This window comes from Bacteroides sp. 44_46 (genome assembly GCF_001915465.1).
In the GTDB taxonomy this organism is placed as follows: domain Bacteria; phylum Bacteroidota; class Bacteroidia; order Bacteroidales; family Bacteroidaceae; genus Bacteroides; species Bacteroides clarus.
In genome coordinates, this window is record NZ_MNQO01000001.1 from 240,050 (window position 1) to 264,625 (window position 24,576).

Here is a 24,576-nt window from a genome sequence, read left to right on the forward strand (position 1 = left end):
ACATTTACAAGGGATTAAATGTCCAACAAATTACGTAACTGCTGTACGGACTCAGCTATCTGACGTCTGCTTTCCAAACGTCCGGCATCAAAACGGTAGCGAGCCTGCAAATAGAAAGGAGCTCGTTTATCCAATGCGTCCACAATAAAGGCGCGCAACTCCTCGTCCGTCTTTCCTTGCAGGATAGGGCGCTGATGGGTTGCCACTCGTAAACGATTGAATAATATATCGGGATGCACATCCAAGAATACGGTTTGCCCATGTCCGTTCATGTAGTCCATATTGTCGAAGAAACAGGGAGTGCCGCCACCGGTCGAGATAATGACATTTTCAAACTCAGATACCTCATGCAGCATATTTCGCTCCAATTCACGAAAAGAGGCCTCTCCCCGCTCGACGAACAATTCACGAATAGATTTGTGAAAGCGTTCTTCTATGTACCAGTCCAAGTCGATGAAGGGTACATTTAATTCGCGGGCAAAAGCCTTTCCTAAAGTTGTTTTACCAGCTCCCATGTAGCCGGTCAAAAAGATACGTATCATAATTGCTTACCGTTTGCGGGCAAAGATAAGCAATTCCATAGTGAGACTACCTCACAATCAACGGAAAATTTTAATCCGCTCGCTTAACTCCTGGAACTCCTTCTCTCCGGGTTCGGCGGTCGGCGTACCAAAAGGCATTTCGGCTATCAGCATCCAGCTTTCCGGTAAATCCCAGGTACGACGTACTTCATCATCGATCAGCGGATTATAATGTTGCAATGAGGCTCCCAAACCCGCGTCTTCCAGCATCGTCCAAATAGCAAACTGATGCATGGCCGATGTATGCTGTGACCAAGTCGGGAAGTTTTCGCTATAAGAGGGGAATGCGTCCTGCAATTTCTTTACAATTGCAGTGTCCTCAAAATACAGCACAGTACCATGTCCGGCAGCAAAGCAACCGTCAATCTTGGCTTCCGTCTTAACGAAAGCTTCAGGCGAAATACGCTGTTTCAACGTGTTCTTTACAATATCCCATAATTTCTTATGCTCATCACCCAGCAACAGAACGATTCTTGTTGACTGCGAATTAAAGGCCGACGGCACATTCTTTACTGCCGTACGGACAATATGTACCACTTCCTCGTCCAAAACCGGAGAATCGTTACCAATGGAATAATAGCTGCGTCGATGCTCCAACGCTTCTGCAAATGTTCTCTTCATATATTTTTATTTTATTATTAGTTTATCCATAATTCGTGAATTACAAAGCGGGGCAAGCCATATTTCCCCTTAACCCCTCAACTATCCTCAATTTAAAAGAACAAATGAAAAAGACCAATTGTTCGAATTTGTGAAATATATTTGTACCTTTGCCATAAGTTATGAAGAAAGAAAAATTCTACGTTGTATGGACGGGTGGCACTCCGGGTATTTATACATCCTGGACTGACTGCCAACTACAAACCAAAGGCTACGAAGGGGCGAAATACAAATCGTTCGAGACTCGCGAAGAAGCAGAAAAGGCCTTTGCCTCTTCACCATACGATTACATCAAGCGCAATATATCCGCAGACGGCAGGCGACCCAAGCTTTCTCAAAACACAGACGCCCTCTACCCGGCCGCCGTCCTCGAAAACAGTCTTGCCGTAGATGCCGCATGCAGCGGAAATCCCGGAGCAATGGAATATCGGGGAGTGCACGTTGCCAGCTGCCAGCAGGTTTTTCACTTCGGCCCCATGTACGGCACCAATAACATCGGAGAGTTTCTTGCCATTGTTCACGGCCTGGCCTTGCTGAAACAAAAAGGCTTCGATATGCCTATTTACAGCGACAGCGTTAATGCCATCAGCTGGGTGAAACAGAAGAAATGCAAGACCAAATTACCCCGCGACCCCAAAACCGAGCAACTTTTCCAACTGATAGAACGCGCTGAGAAATGGCTGCGTGAGAACACCTATTCCACCCCTATCCTAAAATGGGAAACCCAACAATGGGGTGAAATACCCGCAGACTTCGGAAGAAAATAACAGGGCGTAACGTTTATATCCTCATGGCTGAATACCCGAATATTCAGCGTATCATGTCGTTACGCCTAAACTTCATCCTGCAGTTGGAAAACAAGATTTACTTATAGAGCTCCCGTGTTATACATGCTCCGCCTTTATCCCAAAGACTGCATATCATTCAGTTTTTTATAGTAGCCGTCTTTAGCGAGAAGTTCCTCATGCTTGCCGCGTTCTACGATTTCTCCCTCATAGAGTACGCAGATTTCATCCGCATTCTTAATTGTAGAAAGACGATGCGCAATGGCAATCGTGGTACGAGTCTTCATCAATCGCTCCAAAGCCTCTTGCACCAAGCGTTCCGACTCTGTATCGAGTGCGGAAGTGGCCTCATCCAGAATCAGTATAGGAGGATTCTTGAGGATGGCGCGGGCAATACTGATACGTTGGCGTTGTCCACCGGAAAGTTTGCCGCCACGGTCACCGATATTGGTATCGTAACCTTTCTCGGTATCCATAATAAAATCGTGGGCATTCGCTATCTTGGCAGCTTCGATAACTTGTTCCATTGTGGCATTCTCTACACCGAAAGCTATGTTATTGAAGAAAGTGTCATTAAAGAGAATGGCTTCCTGATTGACGTTTCCTATCAGACCGCGCAAATCGGAGATACGCGTATCTTTGATGTTAAGACCGTCTATCAATATCTCGCCCGATTGTACATCGTGATAACGGGGCAACAAATCAACCAACGTGGATTTTCCGGAACCGGATTGTCCTACCAATGCGATAGTCTTGCCTTTGGGCACTGTCAGATTGATATGCTTCAATACTTGGCGGGAACCGTCATAACTGAAACTGATGTCCTTAAATTCCACCTTATCATCCAACGAGGAAAGCAGCTTCGGCCGGACAGGTTCTTTAATAGGATTCTCCGCAAAGAGTATCTTGTCGATACGTTCCATGGAGGCGAGTCCTTTGGGTATGTTGTATCCGGCTTTGGAGAATTCCTTCAACGGATTGATAACGCTGTACAGTATCACCAAGTAATAGATGAACGAAGGGGCATCGATTGTAGCGCTATTACTGAGAATCAACGTTCCGCCAAACCACAGTACGATAACGATAACGCATGTTCCCAAGAACTCGCTCATGGGATGCGCCAATGCCTGACGGGTAGCTACCCGATTGATGGCATCGCGATATTCGTTGCTGCACTTATTAAAACGTTCCATCATCTTATTCTCGGCGATGAAAGCTTTGATGATACGCAATCCGCCCAAGGTTTCTTCCAGCTGCGACATGGTATCGCTCCATTTTGCCTGAGCATCCAGCGACTGTCGTTTCAGCTTTTTACCTACCGTACCCATTATCCAGCCCATACCCGGAAGAACCAGCAATGTAAACAGCGTCAGCTGCCAACTGATAGCTATCAAGGTGCCGAAATAGGCTATAATCAGTATCGGGTTCTTTATCAGCATATCCAGCGAACTGGTAACAGATGTCTCCACCTCGGTAACGTCACCGCTCATGCGGGCAATAATATCGCCTTTCCGTTCTTCGGAGAAAAAACTCAACGGCAGGTGTAACACCTTATTATATACTTGTGCACGGATATCACGCACCACACCCGTACGAAGAGGAATCATCACAGCCGAAGAGGCGAAATAAGAGAATGCTTTCAGTAAAGTCATTACTGCCAGGAAGACACCCAAAATCAGCAATGTTAATGAACCGCCCTGCGAGGCTATCATCTCGGTGACGTAATAATAGAAATTATTAACCGCTATATCTTTCAACCCCACTCCCACAGCATCCCAAGGGATAAATTCGTAGGTCTTGGTATCCATTTTGAAAAGTATCTGAAGAATAGGAATAATCAGAGCGAAAGAGAATATATTCAGAATTGCCGATAGCAAGTTCAGGAACAATGCCCATATCAGATATTTCTTATAAGGCGGAACAAAACGCCGCAGGAGTCGGAGGAATTCTTTCATTCGGTTAGCAGTTAATTCATTACATTGTGTATTGGGGACAAAGATAGTACAAACCAAGGGGAGAATAAAATACGGAACAGATATTTTTATCAAACGCAACATGATAATCGCGGTTTTTTCGTAATCTTGGCAATAATTGTGTAGCTTTGTAGTTAAATCAAGAAATGATTAATCGACTTGATAAGTTAAGAAACTAACTCTAAAAAAGAAATGAAACCATACGATTATCTGATTGTAGGCAGCGGTTTATTCGGAGCTGTATTCGCTCATGAGGCTCATGAAGCCGGTAAGAGATGCCTTGTAATAGAAAAACGCCATCACATTGGCGGTAATATCTATTGTGAGGAAATAAATGGTATTAATGTACACAAATATGGCGCCCATATTTTTCATACTGATAATAAAAAGGTCTGGCAGTATGTAAATCAGCTGGTGGAATTTAACAGATATACCAATTCTCCAATCGCCAACTATAAAGGGAAATTATACAATCTTCCTTTTAATATGAATACTTTCTATCAGTTATGGAATGTGCGTACTCCAGCAGAAGCCAAAGCAAAAATACAAGAACAATGTAAAGAGTACGAACATATAACCAACCCGCAAAATTTAGAAGAACAGGCACTAAAACTTTGCGGAAAAGATATTTACCAGCGACTGATAAAAGGATATACGGAGAAACAATGGGGACGTTCTGCAACAGAGCTTCCGGCATTTATCATTAAACGCATTCCGTTCCGCTTTATTTTCGATAATAATTATTTCAACGATTCATATCAAGGTATTCCCATCGGTGGTTATAATCGTTTAATCGACGCTTTGCTGGAGAATATAGAAGTCCGCACCGGAATTGATTATACGGAACACCGCAAAGAACTGGACTCTTTAGCGGAAAAAGTGCTCTACACCGGCTGTATAGATGAATATTTCGACTATGCATGCGGACATTTGGAATATCGCAGCTTACGGTTCGATCACAAGTTTCTTGCCGATGTAGAGGATTTCCAAGGTAATGCAGTTGTAAACTATACTGACCGTGACACTCCTTACACCCGCATAATCGAACATAAGCATTTTGAATTCGGCAAACAGCCTTCTACTGTCATCACCTACGAATATCCCGACGACTTCGAACAAGGGAAAGAGCCTTATTATCCGGTAAATAACGAGAATAATACCCAAATCTTCAATAGGTATCAGGAATTGGCTCAACAACAGAAAACCATGTTATTCGGAGGCAGATTGGCACAATATACTTATGCAGACATGGACGACACAGTAGCAGCGGCATTGGCATTGTGGGAAAAAGAAATTACTGTAACTAATAATTAAGTATCCAGGAATTTATATCAAACTCCTCTTTTACTTTCTCACTTACTGCAGTTACCGGGGTAGTGACAAACTCCGGTAACTTACGCAGATCATCTTCTTCCAATATAAAGATGTTATTAGGGTGATAAAAAGAATACTCCTTAATACTCTTATTATTCGTTATCAGCTTCTTATCAAAAAATAGAGCTTCCAAAGGCCTTAAGGAGATACCTGTCTGTTCTGTTGTTATATCGACGACACAACTACACCGGCTCACATTCTGTATATTTTCGAAATAAGATATACCTTTCATTTTTCTTTTGAATATTAGGAATGAGCACGGCAAGCCCAGCCTTTCAAATAAAGCCTTGTATTCCAACAAGACATCTCGGCGATTCTTTTCATAACCGATAAAGTACAATCCTTGTGTTACATCAGACGTTAGTTTACTTTTGTTGGGAAATCTAAAAAAAGGAGGTTTTACCGCAATCTCCGGATAAATACGTGCATCATCCGCATTGAAGCTACTTATCCGATACATCTTACTGATAGCCTTCATATATTTACTTCTCTTTTCAGAAGTATAACGATGAAAAAGCTGACAAATTGGAGTCCAATAAAAAAGATTTCGCTCTACGGAAGAAGGTAATATTTTATCGATAATACGCAAATCTACAAGATGCCTGTTATCAATAATAATTATTCTTGCATTTTCTTCGATAAGCGAAAGTTGTTCCAAGGATTCACTTCTAATATACAAGCTGCGGAAAAACCAATATAATCCCAGTCGACGAAGCAATCCACGCACACAACGTAACAGCAACGTATCTTTAATGTCTTTTAAACAAATTTCCTTTATTTGAGAACTATCAATCCCCAAATAATATAATTCAAAGGCTGATAATCAGCATGTATAATATAAGTCATATATTCTTAAAACGATTTACTTCAGATAAGTTTCGATAATGTGTCCGTAGAAAGTCTTTTTCCCTTCCGGAGTTTTGAGAGATAACGGTATCTTATAGGTTAATTTATGAAAATCATAATTAGAACAAAATTCAGTCCACCGTTCTTCCGTGTATTCTTGATTTAAACACTTACCAAGAGGTCCCATAACTGTTATCGGTACTTCTTCAATCATTTGATGTATAGCTGGCACATTGGCACGAGCTATGGCGAATGTATAATCAATCAATAAATATTCTATCAGTTTATTATGGTTCTGCCAATATTTTAAGAACATATCTGAAATAAATGCCGGCAATAGATTTCCTTTACCACATGCCAGAAAAAATCCGGTCCATCCTCCTCTTGAAATATTATAATAAATAGGTAAATGATGGCAACTCCAAAATATCCTAGAGGGCTTGATAAAATCACCGATATTCTTGCAAGGAAGCAACACTGTGCTATCCATCCAGATTCCGCCATGAGCCTTCAACAATAACATACGCAATATATCGGACAAATGAGTCAAAGTTATGTTACCCGCTTTCCATTTCTGCAAAATACAATCCGGCAAAGTGACATATTCATGATAATTATCCCCTGTTATCAATATAACCGGATGGTTGCCAGCATGCATTAAAATAGAATTATAACAGGCTTTCACAATATCCGGCATAGAATCTCTGCCTTGCCACCAACAAACCCAAATAGGAGACACATCTGTAATCTGTTCACTGTTTTCTAATGAAGAATGTTTATAGTTAGCAATGACTTCCTTACCGCCGGAAAACAACAGATGACGTACAATAACATATTGCTTACAAGAAACAATAAATCTTTCTATGCGTTTGAAAAAACGTTTAGTCTTAGATTGTTGCATCGGGAAATGGCTCATTTCTTCAAGTTATAATTTCATATATTTAGGCTTACGTAGTTTCAATACATACGGAAGCAATTTAATAAACCGCAATAAACTGTTCTTCAAAGACAACAAGGGACGTTTACCTCTCCAAGGCGTCATATCCAAATAAGTATAGTATTCTCTTCGTAAAGGATGCATACTATCATAGTTCCAGGGTTTCTTATTAGTATAGTGTAATATAACCGGACTTTCCAAATCTTGCTTTAACGTCGGCCAATGCTCAATCTTTTTTTCCATGCCATACCGGTAGAAAGCATCTTGCATATTCCACTTTAGAGACACAAATAACTTATGTTCATGCAACAGGGCGTTCAAAAGGTCTTGGTCATTGTAACGGATTCTTTCGGGATAAGCCAAGAAATACTTAACGCATTGTTCATCTACTTTATGTTCTCTCCAATACTTCAGATTAATCAATAACACACCTGCATTGAAATAAGAATATTTAGAATCGTATTTCAAAGTTTCATAACGCTCCATATCATCGTATCCGATATCTTCTACGCATCCCACTGCATAATCCGTAAGATCTGTATTCCAAAACTCCGATATGTCTCCTAAAATAACAATATCACAATCCAGATACAACACTTTATCTACCGTTGCAGGTAAAATAGCGGAAAACATACAACGATAATAAGTAGCCATAGAAATACGTTTACCAAACTTCCTGATAGAGAAATTTGCCAATAACTCCGGCGAAGGGAAGTAAAAGCAAACCTCATTACCATAAGAAGCAGCTAAAGACTTCAATATATTCTGATCTTTTTCCGGTAAACCCGGAGCAACAATATGCACACAAATATCAGCCGTTTTATTGTTCTCAAATAAAGAAACCAATGTAACAGCGCAATGTTGCGTAAAATTAGCATCAATATTGCAAGCTATATGAATCATAAGAAGATTTGATTAATTATTATTTTGACCTGTCATCTGAAAATATTTATCCATCACAAGCAATGAAATCAACCGCTCCCGTTCAGCATCAAAAAATTGAGCGACATATTCATGAGCATGCTTAACAATCTGTTCCGCTTCTACCGGATGATTGATATAATAAGTTAGTTTTTCTTCTAAGTCGGAAAGATCATCTTTAATCTCTATGTAATGATAGTCAGGAATAAGTTTTCCTTCCATAAACCAAGTCTCACAGGTAGGACGTGTCATTACAGCAATAGAATTAGAAGACATTACCCATTTCAGATTAGAAGCAACATCATTCCCTTCAAGCGCCATAATAAATTTATAATCAAGATGTTCTCGAATAGTTTTCTTGGGAGTCATCCAAACTTCAGGATAACCTTCATTCCTACCTACCACGCCGCAGTCACAAATAGAAGAACCAAAATATTTTTGAAGGAATTTCTCACGAATACGACTAAGGCGGATTTTACCACGAAAAACAGCCTGATCGCGTTTTTGTGAGAAAGGAACAGGATCATTCAGAAAAATAAAATGACGTAGCTTATCCAATTTAAGTATGACCGAATATGCATTATCTTCTTTCAGTAATCTACTTTTTACAATCGAGGGAAATTCCGGAGTAAAATATACATCCCCGGGAATATAGGCAATACGCAAACTTCGACTAAACCAACGTACAGCATATTGCAAATCAAAATAATACGCTTTATGGAAAGTAGATGGACGAAAATTCTTTATCTCATCCAAATATACATAGTAACTATGTTTATGCTCATGCAATATTTTATCAGGCAATTCTACCGGATACTGCATTTTATTATAATAGTTCACTCGTTCGTAGATATAATCTCTATCCGGTCGAGTCTCTACTTGTTTCAAATACTCTTTTCTACGTATACGATAAAAGCCATTAGGCACACACATCTGCAGATATCCTTTTAAAAAAAAGAGTATTTTGGGCGGCTTTCCACTGCGAAGTTTATATAAGAGGCTATCGCTCATTTAGAAATAGTATATATTAAATATTCATTGAATAGACACAAAGATAGAAGTTATTTCTTATCTAAAAAATTGTTATACGTTTTTTCTCACATCTTACCCAAGCGTTCATGTATCCCGTCGTAATACGCTTTCCATAATTTAGGAATATCACCCCACTGATAGGCATCGGAAAACGGACAGGTTACAAAAGCTGTTAAGATATAACCTATTACTCCATTAAAACCGCGAAGATATTTTACCGCCCAATTACGACCATAATGATGATTCAAATAAGTAGAATTACGTATCTGGTAAAAACGTTTCCACTTTTTCTTTTTGTTCCGCTCACTCCAACTATCATTTGAAAAAAACTTTTCTTTATCCATTAATGCTGTGGGAACATACAATATCTTATAACCGGACTGCACTGTACGAAGACAATAGTCCGTATCATCACAAAAGATAAACAGTTCTTTATTAGGGTAACCTATCTTCTCAATGACCTCACGCTTTATGAATGGTCCTTCAAAGGCTGCCCCTTGTATCTCGACAGGCTCAGTTACCGTTTGCCTTGATAATTTTCCGGTATACATGGAAGCAAAAGGATTTGTCAAATTATATCCTTGAAACTCATGTGTAAAGAGCTTACCTTCCTGTAAACGACGCGGTGCAAGTATCCCTATATTCTTCTGATCGGCATGCAGTAACAACTGTTCTAAACAATCAGCACGTGGAAAAACATCGTCATCCATACACCAAATCCAATCCGCACCTGCCTGATACGCATATTGTATCCCGGTATAAAATCCGCCTGAACCTCCTACATTGGTTTGATTGATAACAGTCAGTTCCGGTTGCGTCTTCAACCACTCGGCAGTAGCATCGGTACTTCCATTATTGACAACTACGATTGAAGTAACCGGTTTATTCTGCCGTAGGCAGTGAACAGTCCGCTTCAACAGTTCTATTCGATTATAGGTGACTACTACAGCTATAATATTCATGGCTATTTTAATAAAGATTATTAATCTTTCCCGGTTGAGTACTTCTATAGGAAACCATCAACTCAAAACACTTTTCCGCATCAAATCCACGAACCTTTGCATACTCTTCCGCCATCCAACGATGCATCTGCGGAGTAGCCGGTAAACGTTCAAAGTTCTTACAACCGGCTTTCATGCCGATAGTCCCGATAAACATACGATTCAAATCCACAATCTCCAGTTTAATTCCCCCCGGTACTTTCTGAAACAGAATATTTTCGCGCCCATAATCTTTATGAGCATATCCATGTTCATGGAGGATAGCAGTTACCCGCCCTATCTCACGCAAAACCTCCTCTTCATATTCAAACTTTTGTTTGAATAAGTCATTATAAACATAAGGACATGTTGACAAACAGCTCACATAGTAACTTCTATCGAACAAGAGGCCACTGCGAACGTTAAGATATCCTACCGGCCGGGGAGTCCCCACTCCTATCTTCAGGTACATGTCGGCATGATCATAAGAACGCTTTGCTTTAGAAGGGCGGAAAATACCATACACAAAACGATTGATAAAGTTAGGACGATGAAAAGACTTGACAACATATTCTCGACCATTATACTTCATCTTTCTTAATTCATTACGCCCTTTATGAATAACAACACCTTCATTTCTTTCAAAACGTTCTGGTAAAGACAAGATAAAATCTCTTAACTCTTCAAAATCCTGATGAATAACTAAAGTACGAGGATGAAGTATATCGTTTTTCCGGTTCATTTCAGATTCCATAAATATATCAAATTTTATCTAATCCTCTCGTATACTTCAACCAATAGTATTTCAACGGATTTTTATATTTCAACTGTTTCCACGGACGGCTACCATGCGGTTGGTGTAACACCGGCAATGTAGTAAACAGATAATTCTTAAACCCTTCTTTCAAAGATTGATGCGAGATGGTCACATCATGCCAGTTCTTTTCAGGATTTAATTGATGAAAATCGAAAGCTTTCAGAAAATTCAAAGTCAGCAGAGAGCAACAAAAACTACAATGTTTCTTCTCGGGAAAAACCTGGTTCTCCTTACCTTTTGCGAAAAGATAAGGGTAATTGATTTCTCCTTTTTCATCTACTGTGACGGCGGCGGCGATACCACAGTCTATTCGTTCCGTCGCTCCGTCAAATAAAGCTTGCAATGTATTCTTCTTTACCAAAACATCCGACTCGACAATAATCAAACCTGCCTCCGCTTCAATGGCACGTTGTTGAGCCATTTGCAGAACCAACAAATAGTTCGGTGATGGATGATCCGTAATTTCTGCAAGATTCACCAACTCAAAGCCCAGTTTTTCAGACGCCTCTTTCAACCTAACCGTGTTTTCTTCCGTACTGAAATCATTGTAGACGGTATAAGTAAACGGCGTTTGAAAACCGGATGCCATAATGGCTTCCACGGTTTGCAGCGTCAATTCAATAGAATCCTTTACGGGAGTAATGATATGAATACACTTCATTGGATATATAATTAGTCTTTATTCAACAAGCTATAAGATTCCCACAAGTTGACAAAACTATACAATATTTTGCATACAGCCAAACAGTTCCCTGCATTTATTCCTTATCCGCTCTCCGCTTAACCCGTATGCTTTACTTTCAATACGGCAAGATTTAATTCGATAGTTGTTTCCGAATCCGTCGCTTGAAGATTATTATCCAATAAATCGGAAAACAAATCACCGCTTTTCTCCAATCAAGGATTTCTGTTATTCCTCAGAAGCATCTGGCAAGCTGTTTATTGTACGGGAAAGTTCACGCAATTTGGCAAAAGTCTCAATTATCGTAAACGTTGCATTATGGCACGGGAACTTTTCAAGATGGCAGCAAGCATATAAAGGCCTCTTTCTGCAAAATTTAGCAAGCGCATTCATCAGTATATAAATTTATGATTTAAACAATTGATCAAAGGTATGCATTATTACATCAGGAACATCTGTTCTCACGAATTATTTCTAACTTTGCCTGCAATAAACAAAAGCGTTATGAAAGTAATTGTCGATAATAAAATACCTTTTATAAAGGAAGCCATCGAAAAGATAGCCGATGAAGTGGTCTATACGCCGGGAAAAGACTTCACCCCTTCTCTGGTGAAAGATGCGGATGCACTCATCATCCGCACACGCACTCGTTGCAACCGAGGATTATTGGAGGGCAGTAAAGTAAAGTTTATTGCTACGGCAACCATCGGCTTCGACCACATCGATACGGAATACTGCCGTGAAGCCGGTATTACATGGACGAATGCCCCCGGCTGCAATTCCGCTTCCGTAGCCCAATACCTACATTCATCTTTAATTTTACTGCAAGAATCGAAAGGTATTAATTTATCGGAAGCTACTATTGGCATCATCGGAGTAGGGAATGTAGGTAGTAAAGTTGCAAAAGTGGCACAAGAATTGGGAATGCGTGTCTTACTGAACGACCTTCCTCGTGAAGACAAAGAGGGGAAACAGAACTTTTCATCCCTGCAAACACTTGCAAAAGAATGTAACGTACTCACTTTCCACGTACCTTTATATAAAGAAGGTAAATACAGAACTCACCATCTGGCCGACACAGCCTTTTTTCAATCATTAAAGCAAAAACCCGTCATCATTAACACCTCACGCGGAGAAGTAATCGAAACCGATGCACTGCTGAACGCTTTGGAAACAAAACTGATTTCAGACGCTATCATCGATGTTTGGGAAAATGAACCGGCTATAAACCTCACCCTATTAAAGAAGGTATTCCTCGGTACACCGCACATCGCCGGTTATTCGGCAGACGGTAAAGCCAATGCAACCCGTATGTCGCTGGATGCTCTATGCCGGTATTTCAATATACAGGCGGACTATCAGATTATTCCTCCTGCCCCAAGCCAACCGCAAATTACGGCAAAAACCTTGTCAGATGCCTATTTGCAAATATACGATCCCCGACAAGATAGTAATGCACTCAAAACACATCCGGAATTATTTGAAAAGTTACGGGGGGACTACCCTCTAAGAAGAGAAAAAAAAGCATACACAATTCTGAACCATTCGGAATAATATGTCGCTTCTCTTAGAAATCGTATTCCGAAAGGCTATCAGCGCACTTCCGACAACAAACTGTCGATAACCTTCGGATAATACTCATACTCCAGCGCATGTACTTTCTTTGCTATATCCCCTACTGTATCCTCCGCCACAACAGGACATTTGTACTGTACTATAATTTCGCCTTCATCGAAATGTTCATTTAAATAATGTATGGTAATACCGGTTTCTGTTTCACCGGCAGCCACTACTGCTTCATGCACCCGATCACCATACATCCCCTTACCGCCAAACTTAGGCAATAAGGAAGGATGAATATTTATAATTTTATTAGGATAAGCATGCAAGATACAGTCCGGCACACGTGCAAGGAAACCGGCAAGGACGATAAAGTCGATTCCTCTATTTTCCAACAAAGACAATACAGCTGTCCCGTCCATCCATTCGGCCTTGCCCATACAGGCGAACGGAACATTCAGACTACGTGCACGTTCCAAAACAAAGGCACTCTCTCTATTAGTCAAAACCAGCTCTACGTTCACCAATTCGCTATTTTGGAAATAACGGATGATATTCTCTGCATTTGTCCCGTTACCGGAAGCAAAAATAGCAATGTTTTTACTCATAAACCCTCCAATCCCTGCACAAAACCGTGAAAAATGTGCAAAAATGTGCATTTAATTCATCAAATATTTGCGAGGAATGATAAATATTCATTCCTTTGCACCGCAAATTTAAAGAAATAAAACTAATTATTAATTAAAAACTTATCGTCGACAAATTAGGCGTTGAAGAATCAGAAGTTACTAACGAAGCTAGCTTCACTAACGATTTGGGAGCAGATTCTCTTGACACTGTAGAACTTATCATGGAATTCGAAAAAGAATTCGGTATCTCTATTCCTGATGACCAAGCTGAGAAGATTGGTACTGTAGGCGATGCTGTATCTTACATCGAAGAACACGCTAAGTAATCTTAATCCATTCATTTCTTAGTATGGAATTAAAAAGAGTTGTAGTAACAGGTCTTGGCGCCATTACTCCCATTGGCAACACAGTACCCGAGTTTTGGGAAAATCTCGTGAATGGGGTTAGTGGAGCGGGGCCTATTACTCATTTCGACGCATCGCTTTTCAAGACCCAATTCGCATGCGAAGTGAAGAACTTTGATGCCAATCAATATATCGACCGCAAAGAGGCTCGCAAGATGGACTTGTACACTCAATATGCCATCGGTGTAGCCAAGCAAGCGGTAGAAGATTCCGGTCTTGATGTCGAAAATGAGGATTTGAACAAAATCGGCGTCATCTTTGGTGCCGGTATTGGTGGAATCCGTACATTTGAAGAAGAAGCAGGTAACTATGCCCTCCATAAAGAAAACGGTCCCAAGTTCAATCCGTTCTTCATCCCGAAGATGATTTCGGATATTGCTGCCGGACAAATTTCTATTCTGTACGGTTTTCATGGTCCTAACTACGCGACTTGTTCCGCATGCGCCACTTCTACCAATGCTATCGCTGACGCATTCAACCTCATCCGTTTGGGTAAGGCTAACGCTATCATCAGCGGTGGTTCGGAAGCAGCTATTGCCGCTTGTGGTGTAGGTGGTTTCAATGCCATGCATGCTTTATCTACCCGCAATGACTCTCCGGAAACCGCATCTCGCCCGTTCAGCGCGAGCCGTGACGGTTTCATCATGGGTGAAGGCGGCGGATGTCTGGTTCTTGAGGAACTGGAACACGCTAAAGCACGTGGTGCCAAGATTTATGCAGAGGTTGCCGGTGTGGGAATGTCTGCCGACGCTCATCACTTAACCGCTTCTCATCCGGAAGGTTTGGGAGCCAAACTGGTAATGACAAATGCGTTGGAAGATGCAGAAATGAAACCCGAAGAAGTAGATTACATCAATGTTCATGGTACATCTACTCCTGTCGGTGATATCTCGGAAGTGAAAGCTATCCAAGAGGTATTCGGAAAACATGCCTATGAGTTGAATATCAGCTCCACCAAATCCATGACAGGTCACTTGCTGGGTGCTGCCGGTGCGGTAGAGGCTATTGCAAGTATCCTTGCCATCCAAAATGGCATTGTTCCTCCGACTATCAATCACGAAGAGGGTGATAACGACGAAAACATCGACTATGACCTGAACTTTACGTTCAACAAGGCTCAGAAGCGTGAAGTGAACGTGGCTTTATCCAATACTTTTGGATTCGGCGGTCATAACGCATGTGTTATTTTCAAGAAATACGCAGAATAATACGGTCGTGTTACGTAACCAAATAGACAAAATAAGGCTCTTATTCCGTAAGGATAGAGAGTCTTATTTTTGTTTTTATAGGATACTTGGTTTTTTTCCCCGTGATATTCGGTTCTATCAGCAGGCTCTACTGCATAAATCCACCTCTGTCCGCTCCGAGAAAGGACGTCCGTTAAACAACGAGCGATTGGAATTCTTGGGTGACGCCATCTTGGACGCCATCGTAGGAGACATTGTATACAAGCACTTCGAGGGCCGTCGTGAAGGTTTTCTTACCAATACCCGTTCTAAAATCGTGCAACGGGAAACCTTGAACAAACTGGCCGTAGAAATAGGACTGGACAAACTTGTCAAGTATTCCACCCGTTCTTCGTCACACAACAGCTATATGTACGGCAACGCCTTCGAAGCATTTATCGGGGCTATCTATTTGGACCAAGGCTACGAACGTTGCAAGCAGTTCATGGAGAAAAAAATCCTCAAGAACTACATCGACCTCGACAAGATGTCACGCAAGGAAGTCAACTTCAAATCCAAACTTATCGAATGGAGCCAGAAAAACAAAATGGAGGTTTCCTTTGAGTTGATAGAACAGTTCCTCGACAGGGATTACAACCCGATGTTTCACACAGAAGTTCGCATAGAAAGCCTTTCTGCCGGCACAGGTACGGGCTATTCCAAAAAAGAGTCACAGCAAAACGCCGCACAAATGGCATTGAAAAAAATCAAGAACGACGAAGCCTTCAAAGAAGCCATTGAAACTGCCAAAATACAGAACCACGCGGCAAAGGAAGATATTGCAGCAGAGGAAAACGAAACCGTCACAGAAAATACTCCCGTTGCAGAAACATCAGAGGTTCTCGAAGCTACGGATAATACAGAACCTACGGATACTGTACAAGATACAGCCAAATCACCCGAAACAAATCCCCATACGCTTACCCTGAACGACTAAATCATGGTCTTCAGTCACTAATTTGAGTTTTCCGGCTATCTCCTCCAGAGGCGCGGAAGATATTTCATTCCCTTTCAACGTTACCATACGTCCAAACTGCCCTCCTGCAATCAATTCCGTAGCATGACCACCCATACGGGTCGACAAATTGCGGTCAAAAGGCGTAGGCGAACCACCGCGCTGAATATAGCCCAAAACAGTCTCACGTGTTTCAATACCCGTTTCGTATTCAATCTCTTGTGCGATATATTCAGCTGCGCGTTTCCTGCCATCCGTCTGAATCCCCTCGGCAACCACAACAATAGAATAAGGCTTCCCCTTCTTCAGACGATTCAAAATCGTATCGCCTATATTATGGATATTATAAGAAAGCTCGGGAATTAAAATCACATCACCGCCACCGGCCATACCGGAGTACAGCGCAATCCAGCCCGCTTTATGCCCCATCACTTCTATCACCATCACCCGCTTGTGCGAACTGGCGGTAGAGTGTAACCGGTCTATGGCATCCGTAGCAATACTGACGGCAGAATCAAAGCCGAAAGAGAAATCGGTTCCCCAAATGTCATTATCAATGGTCTTAGGTACGGAAACGATATTCAATCCCATAGCAGCCAGCTTGGCAGCTGTTTTCTGCGTGCCGTTACCGCCGATACAGACTATGCAGTCCAGCCCCAACTCCTTTACATTCTGTTCTATCAGAGCAGGTTTGTCTACATCGGATACCACCCCGTTTTTCTTGAACGGCTTTTCACGGGAAGTACCCAACATCGTACCGCCCAGATTCAATAATCCCGACAGAGACTTGTCCGTAAACGACTCCACATCTTTTGTCAACAGTCCTTGAAAACCGCTATGGATACCTACCACCTCCATTCCGTAGTAATTGATGGCGGTTTTACAAACGCCGCGAATAGTTGCATTGATACCGGGGCAATCCCCGCCTGAAGTCAGAATACCGATTCTCATGATGTTTTAGTTTAAATTACGGTTCTTTTCACCTATACGGACGTAAAGATAGAAAAAAAAGAGAAAAAAGATAGAGATGCCGATAAATAAGATTATTTTTGCGCACTTAAACAGATTTCAATAAGAACGATGAATATTACAAAATTTCTGAATAAAGTATACTTCACCCCCCGCTTGAAAGAAATCGAACTGTATACCGACCATGCAAGCGAACTGCAAGCAGGTGTCCTGAGACGTTTGGTACGCATGGCCGCCAATACGGAATGGGGAAAGAAATATGACTACGCTTCTATTCGTACTTATGAAGATTTCAAAAAACGCCTTCCTATACAAACTTACGAAGAAATCAAACCTTATGTAGCCCGTTTGCGTGCCGGTGAGCAGAATCTGCTATGGCCTTCGGAAATACGCTGGTTTGCCAAGTCTTCGGGAACTACCAATGATAAAAGTAAATTCTTACCTGTCAGCAAAGAATCTCTGCAAGATACTCATTATCAAGGCGGGAAAGATGCCGTCGCCATCTATTTGGGAATAAATCCCGAAAGCCGCTTTTTCTCCGGAAAAGGATTGATTCTCGGCGGCAGTCACAGCCCTAACCTAAACTCCAATCATAGTCTGGTGGGCGACTTGTCCGCCATCCTGATACAGAACGTACACCCGCTGGTCAACCACATTCGCGTACCAAGCAAGGAAATCGCTCTGATGAGCGAGTTCGAACCCAAAATGGAAGCCATAGCCAACAGCACGCTTCATACCAACGTCACCAATCTTTCGGGTGTACCTTCCTGGATGCTGGTACTTATCAAACATATACTCGAGAAAACCGGAAAACAGTCTTTAGAGGAAGTATGGCCTAACCTGGAAGTATTCTTCCATGGCGGAGTAGCTTTTACTCCTTACCGGGAGCAATACAGACAGGTTATCAAAAGCTCCAAGATGCACTATATAGAAACATACAATGCGTCCGAAGGCTATTTTGGCACACAGAACGACCCGAACGATCCGGCTATGCTGCTGATGATCGATTACGGTATCTTCTATGAGTTTATTCCATTGGAAGATGTCGGTAAGGAAAATCCTCGTATCTGTTGTCTGGAAGAAGTGGAACTCAATAAAAACTACGCAATGGTTATCTCCACTTCTGCCGGGCTTTGGCGTTATATGATTGGAGATACTGTGAAGTTCACCGGTAACCACCCGTATAAATTCGTCATTACCGGACGTACTAAGCATTTCATCAACGCTTTCGGCGAAGAACTGATTGTAGACAATGCGGAAAAAGGGCTGACTAAAGCCTGCGCTGCCACGGGAGCACAAATTATAGACTATTCCGCCGCTCCTGTTTTTATGGACGAACATGCCAAATGCCGTCATCAATGGCTGATTGAGTTTGCTCAAATGCCGGACAGTCCGGAGAAATTTGCCCAAATACTGGATGACACCCTCAAAGAAGTAAACTCCGATTATGAAGCTAAACGACAGAACGACTTGGCTTTGCAGCCATTAGAGATAATTGTCGCTCGCAAAGGCCTGTTCCATGATTGGTTGGACAGTAAAGGCAAGCTTGGCGGACAACATAAGGTACCGCGCCTCAGTAACACGAGGGAACATATTGAGGAAATGTTGAAACTCAATTTCAAAGAATAATACCACCGCCCAACAGCAAGCCGGTTGCATCATAGAAAGCGGCGGCTTGCCCCGGAGCGATAGACTCCAACGGTTCCAACAACGATACTCGCAGATGTCCGTCCCCTTCCAAAGTAACCATACAACGGTTTGCTTGTTTACGATAGCGTATCTTTACGATCACTGTCTCCGCCCCTAACACCCGATGTGTACTGATAAGGTTCCAGTCCTTAAGATACATTTCATTTTTATACAAGGAGGCAAGCGGTGCAAGTACCACCTCGTTCGTGTCCATTTTGATTTCCTTCACAAATACGGCACGATTCAGATGAAGCCCCAGTCCACGCCGCTGACCTATCGTATAGAAAGGATATCCTTCATGCCATCCTAATATTTCCCCCTTTTCATCGAGAAAATGTCCCCTGCCCGGAAGCTGTTCCGCAGGGACTTCACGTTTCAAGAAAGAACGATAGTCCAACGGACAGAAACACACTCCTATACTGTCTTTCTTAGTGGCGACACGCATAAATCCACGTCCAGCGGCATAAGCACGTGCCTCCTCCTTTGTCATATCCCCCATCGGGAGTAACATTCGTTTCAGGATATCTTGCTTCAAACCCCACAAAAAGAAAGTCTGATCCTTATCTCTGTCGGCTGCCGGAGCGATATAATAGGTGTCCTCTAAAAGGAGTTTACGTACGTAATGTCCGGTAGAAATCCAATAAATTCCCTTTTCATCGGCTATTTCCGCCAAAAGCTTCCATTTCAGCTCATTATTGCAAAGGGTGCAGGGAACAGGAGTATGCCCCGCCAGGTATTCATCTATAAAATAGCGAATAATACGTTCACGGAAAAGCTTCCTCGCATCATATATAATATGCTCAATACCCAGTCTATCAGCCAGCGTACGGGCATCTTCCAGATATTCCGCTTTTCCATCCGCCTCATAAAAACGAAAGGTAACCCCCGTTACTTCATAGCCGGCCTCCTGCAATTTCATAGCAGCCACAGAACTATCCGTGCCGCCGCTCATACCCAATAATACACGTTCTTTTGAGTTCATGCTGCAAAAATAGTATTTCATCCTGAGAAAACTCTATCTTTGCCACTTTCAAAAAAATAATCAATTTTAAACCATGAGACAAGACTATCGCCTGCTCGTCCTCGACCTGGACGGCACCCTGACTAATTCGAAGAAAGAAATATCACCACGCAACCTTCGTACTCTACTGCGTCTGCAACAAAGCGGCGTACGCCTGGTGCTGGCTTCCGGCCGTCCCACCTACGGTATTGTTCCCCTGGCAGAACAGTTACAAATGAAAGAACACAACGGGTACATTCTTTCCTACAATGGCGGAGAAATCATAAACTGGAACACCGGCGAACTACTATACAAAAACCTGCTTCCCGATGAAGTGCTTCCTATCCTTTATGAAACCGCTATTGACAACCGGCAAACCATCCTCACCTACGACAATGAGTTCATCCTCACCGAAAATCCCGACGACCCATATGTCAAGAAAGAAGCATTCCTCAACAAAATGCAGGTGCGACGCGTAGATAACTTTCTGCAAGAGACGCCCCGCCCCCTTCCCAAATGCCTCATCGTAGGCGAACCGGAACAACTCATAAATACGGAAACCGAACTCAGCCTGCGTCTGCAAAGGCAAATCAGCGTATACCGTTCGGAACCTTATTTTCTCGAACTCGTACCGTTAGGCATAGACAAAGCCCGCTCTCTCGCCGTATTACTGGAAAAAACAGGTATCACCCGCGAAGAAATGATAGCCATGGGGGACGGTTACAATGACCTCAGCATGATAAAATATGCCGGACTCGGCATAGCCATGGGAAATGCGCAGGAACCTGTCAAAGCAGCGGCGGATTACATTGCTCCAAGCAATGACGAAGATGGAGTAGCCATAGCCGTAGAACAACACTTCCTACATGCTTTTTAGAACAGATAGCCCTAATTTACAAATATTTGTTATACCTTTGCCTTTCCAAAAAGAACTAATTATCAAACGTTATGGAACAACAACTGACCATTTACAACACCTTAGATAGAAAAAAGGAGTTATTCGTGCCTCTGCATGCTCCTCACGTGGGCATGTATGTTTGTGGACCGACCGTTTACGGAGATGCCCACTTGGGGCATGCACGTCCTGCCATTACTTTCGATTTGCTTTTCCGCTATCTCACACACATCGGCTATAAAGTACGTTATGTCCGCAACATCACCGATGTAGGACACTTAGAGCATGACGCAGACGATGGCGAAGATAAAATCGCGAAAAAAGCCCGTTTGGAGCAACTCGAACCCATGGAAGTGGCACAGTATTATATCAACCGTTACCACAAGGCAATGGAAGCGTTGAACGTGCTTTCTCCAAGCATCGAACCACATGCATCGGGACACATCATCGAGCAGATAGAGCTGGTAAAAGAGATATTAAAGAACGGCTACGCTTACGAAAGCGAAGGCTCCATTTACTTTGATGTAGCCAAATACAACAAAGACCATCATTACGGCAAACTGTCCGGACGTAACCTGGATGATGTACTGAATACCACCCGCGAACTGGACGGCCAGGAAGAAAAGCATAATCCCGCTGACTTTGCATTGTGGAAGCGCGCCCAACCCGAACATATCATGCGCTGGCCAAGCCCGTGGAGTGACGGTTTCCCCGGCTGGCACGCCGAATGTACCGCAATGGGTAAGAAATATCTGGGTAAGCATTTCGATATCCACGGTGGCGGCATGGACCTCGTTTTCCCGCATCACGAATGTGAAATCGCACAATCCGTAGCATCACAGGGCGATGACATGGTACACTATTGGATGCATAACAATATGATAACCATCAACGGGCAGAAAATGGGTAAAAGCCTCGGTAACTTCATCACACTGGATGAATTCTTCACCGGTTCAAACAAGACGCTGGCACAGGCTTACAGTCCGATGACTATTCGTTTCTTTATCCTTCAGGCACACTACCGCAGTACGGTAGACTTCAGCAACGAAGCCCTGCAAGCAGCGGAAAAAGGCCTGACAAGACTTATGGATGCCGTACATGGGCTGGAAAAGATTACGCCGGGCAAGGCTTCTACGGTAGACGTAAAAACATTACGCGCCAAATGCTATGAAGCTATGAACGATGATTTGAACTCTCCGATTGTAATAGCCCATCTTTTTGACGGCGCCAGAATGATAAACAACATTATTGCAGGCAATGACACCATTACAGCCGAGGACTTGCAAGAGTTGAAAGAAACTTTCTACCTCTTCTGCTTCGACATATTGGGACTGAAAGAAGAGAACAACTCCAACGAAGAACGCGAAGCCGCCTTCGGTAAAGTAGTGGATATGCTGCTGGAAGAGCGCATAAAAGCCAAAGCCAACAAGGATTGGGCTACATCCGACAAAATCCGCGATGAACTGACCGCATTAGGTTTTGCCATCAAAGACACCAAAGACGGATGTGAATGGAAGCTGAACAAATAAAAATCTAAAAGACGAATCCGAAGCCGGCGTACCAGCCGAGCTTCTTCGTCTGATTAGACCAATTCAACTCTATTTCCAACGGTCCCAAAAAACTATTATACATATAGCCGATGCCCGTTCCTACCAAGTCGTAAGAGTGGGAATCCTCAAATAACTCATGCAACTTATCGGAGCTGCGTCCGTAGTTTCCCGTCACCGATACATACTGATTCTTAAATATCCGCTGACGAAGCTTCAAACCGGCAACAATCAATGAACCGGAAGCCAACTCCGCACGGTTAATCCCTACAAAAGGTATTTGTTGGGGCATATAACGTCCGGCAATATTTCCACCCAACATATTAGTAACAGCAAAAGAATAGTTATCACCTCCGGTAAGAATACGCCCGTCAATAGACGGAATAATCGTAAAATTCTTTAACGGAGTGAAACACCCTTGCCAATGCGCCGAGAAGGCCGAAATAGGGCTGTTATCTTCGTATTGAAACAGATTATCCGTATACAGATGATACATTACGGACCATGACAAACCTTTGGTGGGTACGCTTCTCCCATTCAGATTATTATACAACAGCCCGGCAAAATAGGTAAACAGCGACTTATTTCCAAACATAAGTGCATCCACCGGCTCCAACGACAGCAAATCATGGTAGTTGTAGTGCTCGAAATTAAGACCTGCACTCACTTGAATCTTATTCCAATCCTTTGCGACTCCGGCGGTAAGCTGCTGATGGGTAAAAGTCAAATCAAGTGTACGCTTTCCCTCATTATAAATATTAATATCCTTGTAATCAAACCGGTAATTAATTCCCGTCTGCCAGCCCTTACTCCACTGATAATTATAACCGATTCTTGCCATCGTCCGTTTTCCTAAACGGGCGGTAAGGCTCACTTGCGATTCTTTTTGTTTTCCCAGATAAATATCCGTATTCGCCTGCAAGGCTGCCAGCTCTTCCGTATCAAAACGGATACCGACATTCAGCTTGTTTTCCCGTATGGCAGGAGCGGCTATCTGTGGATCAACGGGAATAGTCTTGCTCTTTTCTGCGTCAGGGATAGGAAAAGGTCCCGGGCGACGGGGCTGATAATCTTCTCTTAGCCCCATCTTCTTTTTTAATGTAAGCAGTTTATCCCAATCGGCCATAGCCGCCTGTTCTCCACGCACTATCAAGGTATCAATCGCTTCTTTGGTGAAACTTGCCGCAGAATAGCCCGATACATCCACTTTAATATGTAAATCGGTCTTGCGAAGATTCTCTTGATATTTTTTCTCTCCCTGCAGATTAATGATTTGCCCGAATATATCTTTCACCGATTTCAGTTGCCCGGCATCCAGCAAAGGACTTTGTACATCCACTCCGATAATAATATCAGCCCCCATCTGCAAGGCCACATCTACCGGATAATTATTCACCATACCTCCATCTACCAAGACCCTGCCATTCAGATTGACAGGTGCAAATACCCCGGGTATCGACATACTGGAGCGCATGGCCGTAGCCAACACACCTCTGTGAAACACAACCTCGCTCCCATCCACCAGATTTTCGGAGACACATGCGAACGGAATAGGCAGCCGGCTAAAGTTTACAGAATCCTGATAACCCTCTGTCAATACCGAAAACAACTGTGCAATATTCTTTCCCTTAATAATTCCCGCATCCGAAATGTCCGCCGACTTCAACGTAAAAGGAATAGACAGCACATAACGCTCCGACCGCAAACGATCGTCGAGCAATACATCTTTAGGATTGGGAGCGTCCGACAAAACGAACTTCCAGTTCTGCGCATTCACCATACTGTCCAATTGCTCCGGAGTATACCCTATGGCATATAAGCCTCCAACAATAGCCCCCATACTGGTGCCCACCACATAATCTATCGGAATACCCGCTTTCTCTATCACTTTCAAGGCACCGATATGAGCCGTACCCTTCGCTCCGCCTCCGCTCAGCACAATGGCAACTTTCGGACGCTCTTGCGCCATAAGCAATAACGGAAGCAACAGCAAACAGCCCAATAACCTATATTTCATCTTCGTATGGATTTACATGAGTAAGAGAAAATAAAACAACTTATTCTTCCGATAGTTCACTGCCGGTAAAAGGAGTTACCGCCGGTTCACACAAAAA

General features: G+C 42.7%; 23 protein-coding genes. 9 read left to right on the forward strand and 14 right to left on the reverse strand.

What is annotated here, in order from left to right:
- Window positions 1-14 precede the first annotated feature (14 nt).
- Window positions 15-542 (reverse strand): shikimate kinase, encoded by a 528-nt coding sequence (locus tag BHV73_RS00935; protein WP_009120271.1) that lies wholly within the window; start codon window positions 540-542, stop codon window positions 15-17.
- Between the two features lie 57 nt (window positions 543-599).
- Entirely contained in the window at window positions 600-1,202 is a 603-nt protein-coding gene (locus tag BHV73_RS00940; protein ID WP_022217823.1) for a nitroreductase family protein, read from the reverse strand.
- A gap of 161 nt (window positions 1,203-1,363) precedes the next feature.
- On the opposite strand from BHV73_RS00940, the gene BHV73_RS00945 reads away from it, so the two are divergent.
- Window positions 1,364-2,008: a ribonuclease H1 domain-containing protein gene (locus BHV73_RS00945; protein ID WP_022217824.1), complete on the forward strand. Its 645-nt coding sequence runs from the start codon at window positions 1,364-1,366 to the stop codon at window positions 2,006-2,008.
- Window positions 2,009-2,142: 134 nt separating this feature from the next.
- Here BHV73_RS00945 and BHV73_RS00950 read toward each other — a convergent pair whose 3' ends face one another.
- Complete coding sequence (locus BHV73_RS00950; protein WP_087413156.1) at window positions 2,143-3,981, reverse strand: ABC transporter ATP-binding protein; 1,839 nt, start codon at window positions 3,979-3,981, stop codon at window positions 2,143-2,145.
- Window positions 3,982-4,191: 210 nt separating this feature from the next.
- Between BHV73_RS00950 and glf the strand changes: the two genes are divergently transcribed.
- Window positions 4,192-5,313 carry a UDP-galactopyranose mutase gene (glf, locus tag BHV73_RS00955; protein ID WP_022217826.1) on the forward strand — a complete coding sequence of 374 codons (1,122 nt, stop codon included), beginning with the start codon at window positions 4,192-4,194 and terminating at the stop codon, window positions 5,311-5,313.
- Here glf and BHV73_RS00960 read toward each other — a convergent pair.
- The 7 genes from BHV73_RS00960 to BHV73_RS00990 form a co-directional block, all read right to left on the reverse strand.
- The gene (locus BHV73_RS00960) at window positions 5,303-6,172 is read right to left on the reverse strand and encodes a WaaS/CpsH family glycosyltransferase (protein WP_286736000.1); all 870 of its coding nucleotides are present in this window, start codon (window positions 6,170-6,172) and stop codon (window positions 5,303-5,305) included. The two genes, glf and BHV73_RS00960, sit on opposite strands and share 11 nt — an antisense overlap.
- 63 nt (window positions 6,173-6,235) lie before the next feature.
- Entirely contained in the window at window positions 6,236-7,120 is an 885-nt protein-coding gene (locus BHV73_RS00965) for a capsular polysaccharide synthesis protein (protein WP_087413134.1), read from the reverse strand.
- A gap of 24 nt (window positions 7,121-7,144) precedes the next feature.
- Entirely contained in the window at window positions 7,145-8,059 is a 915-nt protein-coding gene (locus BHV73_RS00970) for a glycosyltransferase family 8 protein (RefSeq protein ID WP_022217829.1), read from the reverse strand.
- A 12-nt stretch (window positions 8,060-8,071) separates the two neighbouring features.
- On the reverse strand, window positions 8,072-9,088 hold the full coding sequence (locus BHV73_RS00975) for a glycosyl transferase family 90 (protein WP_009120263.1): 1,017 nt from the start codon (window positions 9,086-9,088) through the stop codon (window positions 8,072-8,074).
- Window positions 9,089-9,174: 86 nt separating this feature from the next.
- On the reverse strand, window positions 9,175-10,071 hold the full coding sequence (locus BHV73_RS00980) for a glycosyltransferase family 2 protein (protein WP_022217831.1): 897 nt from the start codon (window positions 10,069-10,071) through the stop codon (window positions 9,175-9,177).
- 7 nt (window positions 10,072-10,078) lie between these two features.
- Window positions 10,079-10,843: a lipopolysaccharide kinase InaA family protein gene (locus BHV73_RS00985; RefSeq protein ID WP_009120261.1), complete on the reverse strand. Its 765-nt coding sequence runs from the start codon at window positions 10,841-10,843 to the stop codon at window positions 10,079-10,081.
- Window positions 10,844-10,850: 7 nt separating this feature from the next.
- Window positions 10,851-11,567, reverse strand: a complete 717-nt coding sequence (locus BHV73_RS00990) for a hypothetical protein (protein WP_022217832.1) — start codon at window positions 11,565-11,567, stop codon at window positions 10,851-10,853.
- Between the two features lie 525 nt (window positions 11,568-12,092).
- On the opposite strand from BHV73_RS00990, the gene pdxB reads away from it, so the two are divergent.
- Window positions 12,093-13,142 (forward strand): 4-phosphoerythronate dehydrogenase PdxB, encoded by a 1,050-nt coding sequence (gene pdxB, locus BHV73_RS00995; RefSeq protein WP_022217834.1) that lies wholly within the window; start codon window positions 12,093-12,095, stop codon window positions 13,140-13,142.
- 38 nt (window positions 13,143-13,180) lie between these two features.
- Here the strand turns inward: pdxB and purN are convergent, their stop codons facing one another.
- Window positions 13,181-13,807, reverse strand: a complete 627-nt coding sequence (gene purN / locus BHV73_RS01000; RefSeq protein ID WP_087413135.1) for a phosphoribosylglycinamide formyltransferase — start codon at window positions 13,805-13,807, stop codon at window positions 13,181-13,183.
- 92 nt (window positions 13,808-13,899) lie between these two features.
- Here purN and BHV73_RS01005 point away from each other — a divergent pair, with 92 nt between their 5' ends.
- Genes BHV73_RS01005 through rnc form a run of 3 tightly spaced genes read left to right on the forward strand, consistent with a single transcriptional unit; the run spans window position 13,900 to window position 16,344 of the window.
- Complete coding sequence (locus BHV73_RS01005; RefSeq protein WP_286736041.1) at window positions 13,900-14,103, forward strand: acyl carrier protein; 204 nt, start codon at window positions 13,900-13,902, stop codon at window positions 14,101-14,103.
- Window positions 14,104-14,126: 23 nt separating this feature from the next.
- Window positions 14,127-15,389, forward strand: a complete 1,263-nt coding sequence (gene fabF, locus BHV73_RS01010) for a beta-ketoacyl-ACP synthase II (protein WP_009120256.1) — start codon at window positions 14,127-14,129, stop codon at window positions 15,387-15,389.
- A 7-nt stretch (window positions 15,390-15,396) separates the two neighbouring features.
- Complete coding sequence (gene rnc, locus BHV73_RS01015; protein ID WP_022217791.1) at window positions 15,397-16,344, forward strand: ribonuclease III; 948 nt, start codon at window positions 15,397-15,399, stop codon at window positions 16,342-16,344.
- On the opposite strand, the gene BHV73_RS01020 is transcribed toward rnc, so the two are convergent.
- A complete protein-coding gene (locus tag BHV73_RS01020) occupies window positions 16,303-17,313 on the reverse strand; it encodes an ATP-dependent 6-phosphofructokinase (protein WP_009120254.1) in 1,011 nt (336 codons plus the stop codon). The genes rnc and BHV73_RS01020 overlap by 42 nt on opposite strands.
- 129 nt (window positions 17,314-17,442) lie before the next feature.
- Between BHV73_RS01020 and BHV73_RS01025 the strand changes: the two genes are divergently transcribed.
- A complete protein-coding gene (locus tag BHV73_RS01025; RefSeq protein WP_022217790.1) occupies window positions 17,443-18,960 on the forward strand; it encodes a GH3 auxin-responsive promoter family protein in 1,518 nt (505 codons plus the stop codon).
- Here BHV73_RS01025 and mnmA read toward each other — a convergent pair.
- Window positions 18,950-20,002 (reverse strand): tRNA 2-thiouridine(34) synthase MnmA, encoded by a 1,053-nt coding sequence (mnmA, locus tag BHV73_RS01030; protein WP_087413157.1) that lies wholly within the window; start codon window positions 20,000-20,002, stop codon window positions 18,950-18,952. The two genes, BHV73_RS01025 and mnmA, sit on opposite strands and share 11 nt — an antisense overlap.
- Before the next feature lie 73 nt (window positions 20,003-20,075).
- Between mnmA and BHV73_RS01035 the strand changes: the two genes are divergently transcribed.
- Both BHV73_RS01035 and cysS read left to right on the forward strand, forming a co-directional pair.
- Complete coding sequence (locus BHV73_RS01035) at window positions 20,076-20,897, forward strand: Cof-type HAD-IIB family hydrolase (protein ID WP_087413136.1); 822 nt, start codon at window positions 20,076-20,078, stop codon at window positions 20,895-20,897.
- Window positions 20,898-20,968: 71 nt separating this feature from the next.
- Window positions 20,969-22,444, forward strand: coding sequence for a cysteine--tRNA ligase (gene cysS, locus BHV73_RS01040; RefSeq protein ID WP_087413137.1), 1,476 nt, complete (start codon window positions 20,969-20,971; stop codon window positions 22,442-22,444).
- A 4-nt stretch (window positions 22,445-22,448) separates the two neighbouring features.
- On the opposite strand, the gene BHV73_RS01045 is transcribed toward cysS, so the two are convergent.
- Window positions 22,449-24,479, reverse strand: a complete 2,031-nt coding sequence (locus BHV73_RS01045; protein WP_087413138.1) for a patatin-like phospholipase family protein — start codon at window positions 24,477-24,479, stop codon at window positions 22,449-22,451.
- Window positions 24,480-24,576: the final 97 nt, after the last annotated feature.

Coding starts and splice junctions, on each gene's coding strand:
- BHV73_RS00935 (WP_009120271.1), bottom strand. CDS start 542: ATGATACGTATCTTTTTGACCGGCTACATGGGAGCTGGTAAAACAACT.
- BHV73_RS00940 (WP_022217823.1), bottom strand. CDS start 1,202: ATGAAGAGAACATTTGCAGAAGCGTTGGAGCATCGACGCAGCTATTAT.
- BHV73_RS00945 (WP_022217824.1), top strand. CDS start 1,364: ATGAAGAAAGAAAAATTCTACGTTGTATGGACGGGTGGCACTCCGGGT.
- BHV73_RS00950 (WP_087413156.1), bottom strand. CDS start 3,981: ATGAAAGAATTCCTCCGACTCCTGCGGCGTTTTGTTCCGCCTTATAAG.
- glf (WP_022217826.1), top strand. CDS start 4,192: ATGAAACCATACGATTATCTGATTGTAGGCAGCGGTTTATTCGGAGCT.
- BHV73_RS00965 (WP_087413134.1), bottom strand. CDS start 7,120: ATGCAACAATCTAAGACTAAACGTTTTTTCAAACGCATAGAAAGATTT.
- BHV73_RS00970 (WP_022217829.1), bottom strand. CDS start 8,059: ATGATTCATATAGCTTGCAATATTGATGCTAATTTTACGCAACATTGC.
- BHV73_RS00975 (WP_009120263.1), bottom strand. CDS start 9,088: ATGAGCGATAGCCTCTTATATAAACTTCGCAGTGGAAAGCCGCCCAAA.
- BHV73_RS00980 (WP_022217831.1), bottom strand. CDS start 10,071: ATGAATATTATAGCTGTAGTAGTCACCTATAATCGAATAGAACTGTTG.
- BHV73_RS00985 (WP_009120261.1), bottom strand. CDS start 10,843: ATGGAATCTGAAATGAACCGGAAAAACGATATACTTCATCCTCGTACT.
- BHV73_RS00990 (WP_022217832.1), bottom strand. CDS start 11,567: ATGAAGTGTATTCATATCATTACTCCCGTAAAGGATTCTATTGAATTG.
- pdxB (WP_022217834.1), top strand. CDS start 12,093: ATGAAAGTAATTGTCGATAATAAAATACCTTTTATAAAGGAAGCCATC.
- purN (WP_087413135.1), bottom strand. CDS start 13,807: ATGCACATTTTTGCACATTTTTCACGGTTTTGTGCAGGGATTGGAGGG.
- fabF (WP_009120256.1), top strand. CDS start 14,127: ATGGAATTAAAAAGAGTTGTAGTAACAGGTCTTGGCGCCATTACTCCC.
- BHV73_RS01020 (WP_009120254.1), bottom strand. CDS start 17,313: ATGAGAATCGGTATTCTGACTTCAGGCGGGGATTGCCCCGGTATCAAT.
- BHV73_RS01025 (WP_022217790.1), top strand. CDS start 17,443: ATGAATATTACAAAATTTCTGAATAAAGTATACTTCACCCCCCGCTTG.
- mnmA (WP_087413157.1), bottom strand. CDS start 20,002: ATGAACTCAAAAGAACGTGTATTATTGGGTATGAGCGGCGGCACGGAT.
- BHV73_RS01035 (WP_087413136.1), top strand. CDS start 20,076: ATGAGACAAGACTATCGCCTGCTCGTCCTCGACCTGGACGGCACCCTG.
- cysS (WP_087413137.1), top strand. CDS start 20,969: ATGGAACAACAACTGACCATTTACAACACCTTAGATAGAAAAAAGGAG.
- BHV73_RS01045 (WP_087413138.1), bottom strand. CDS start 24,479: ATGAAATATAGGTTATTGGGCTGTTTGCTGTTGCTTCCGTTATTGCTT.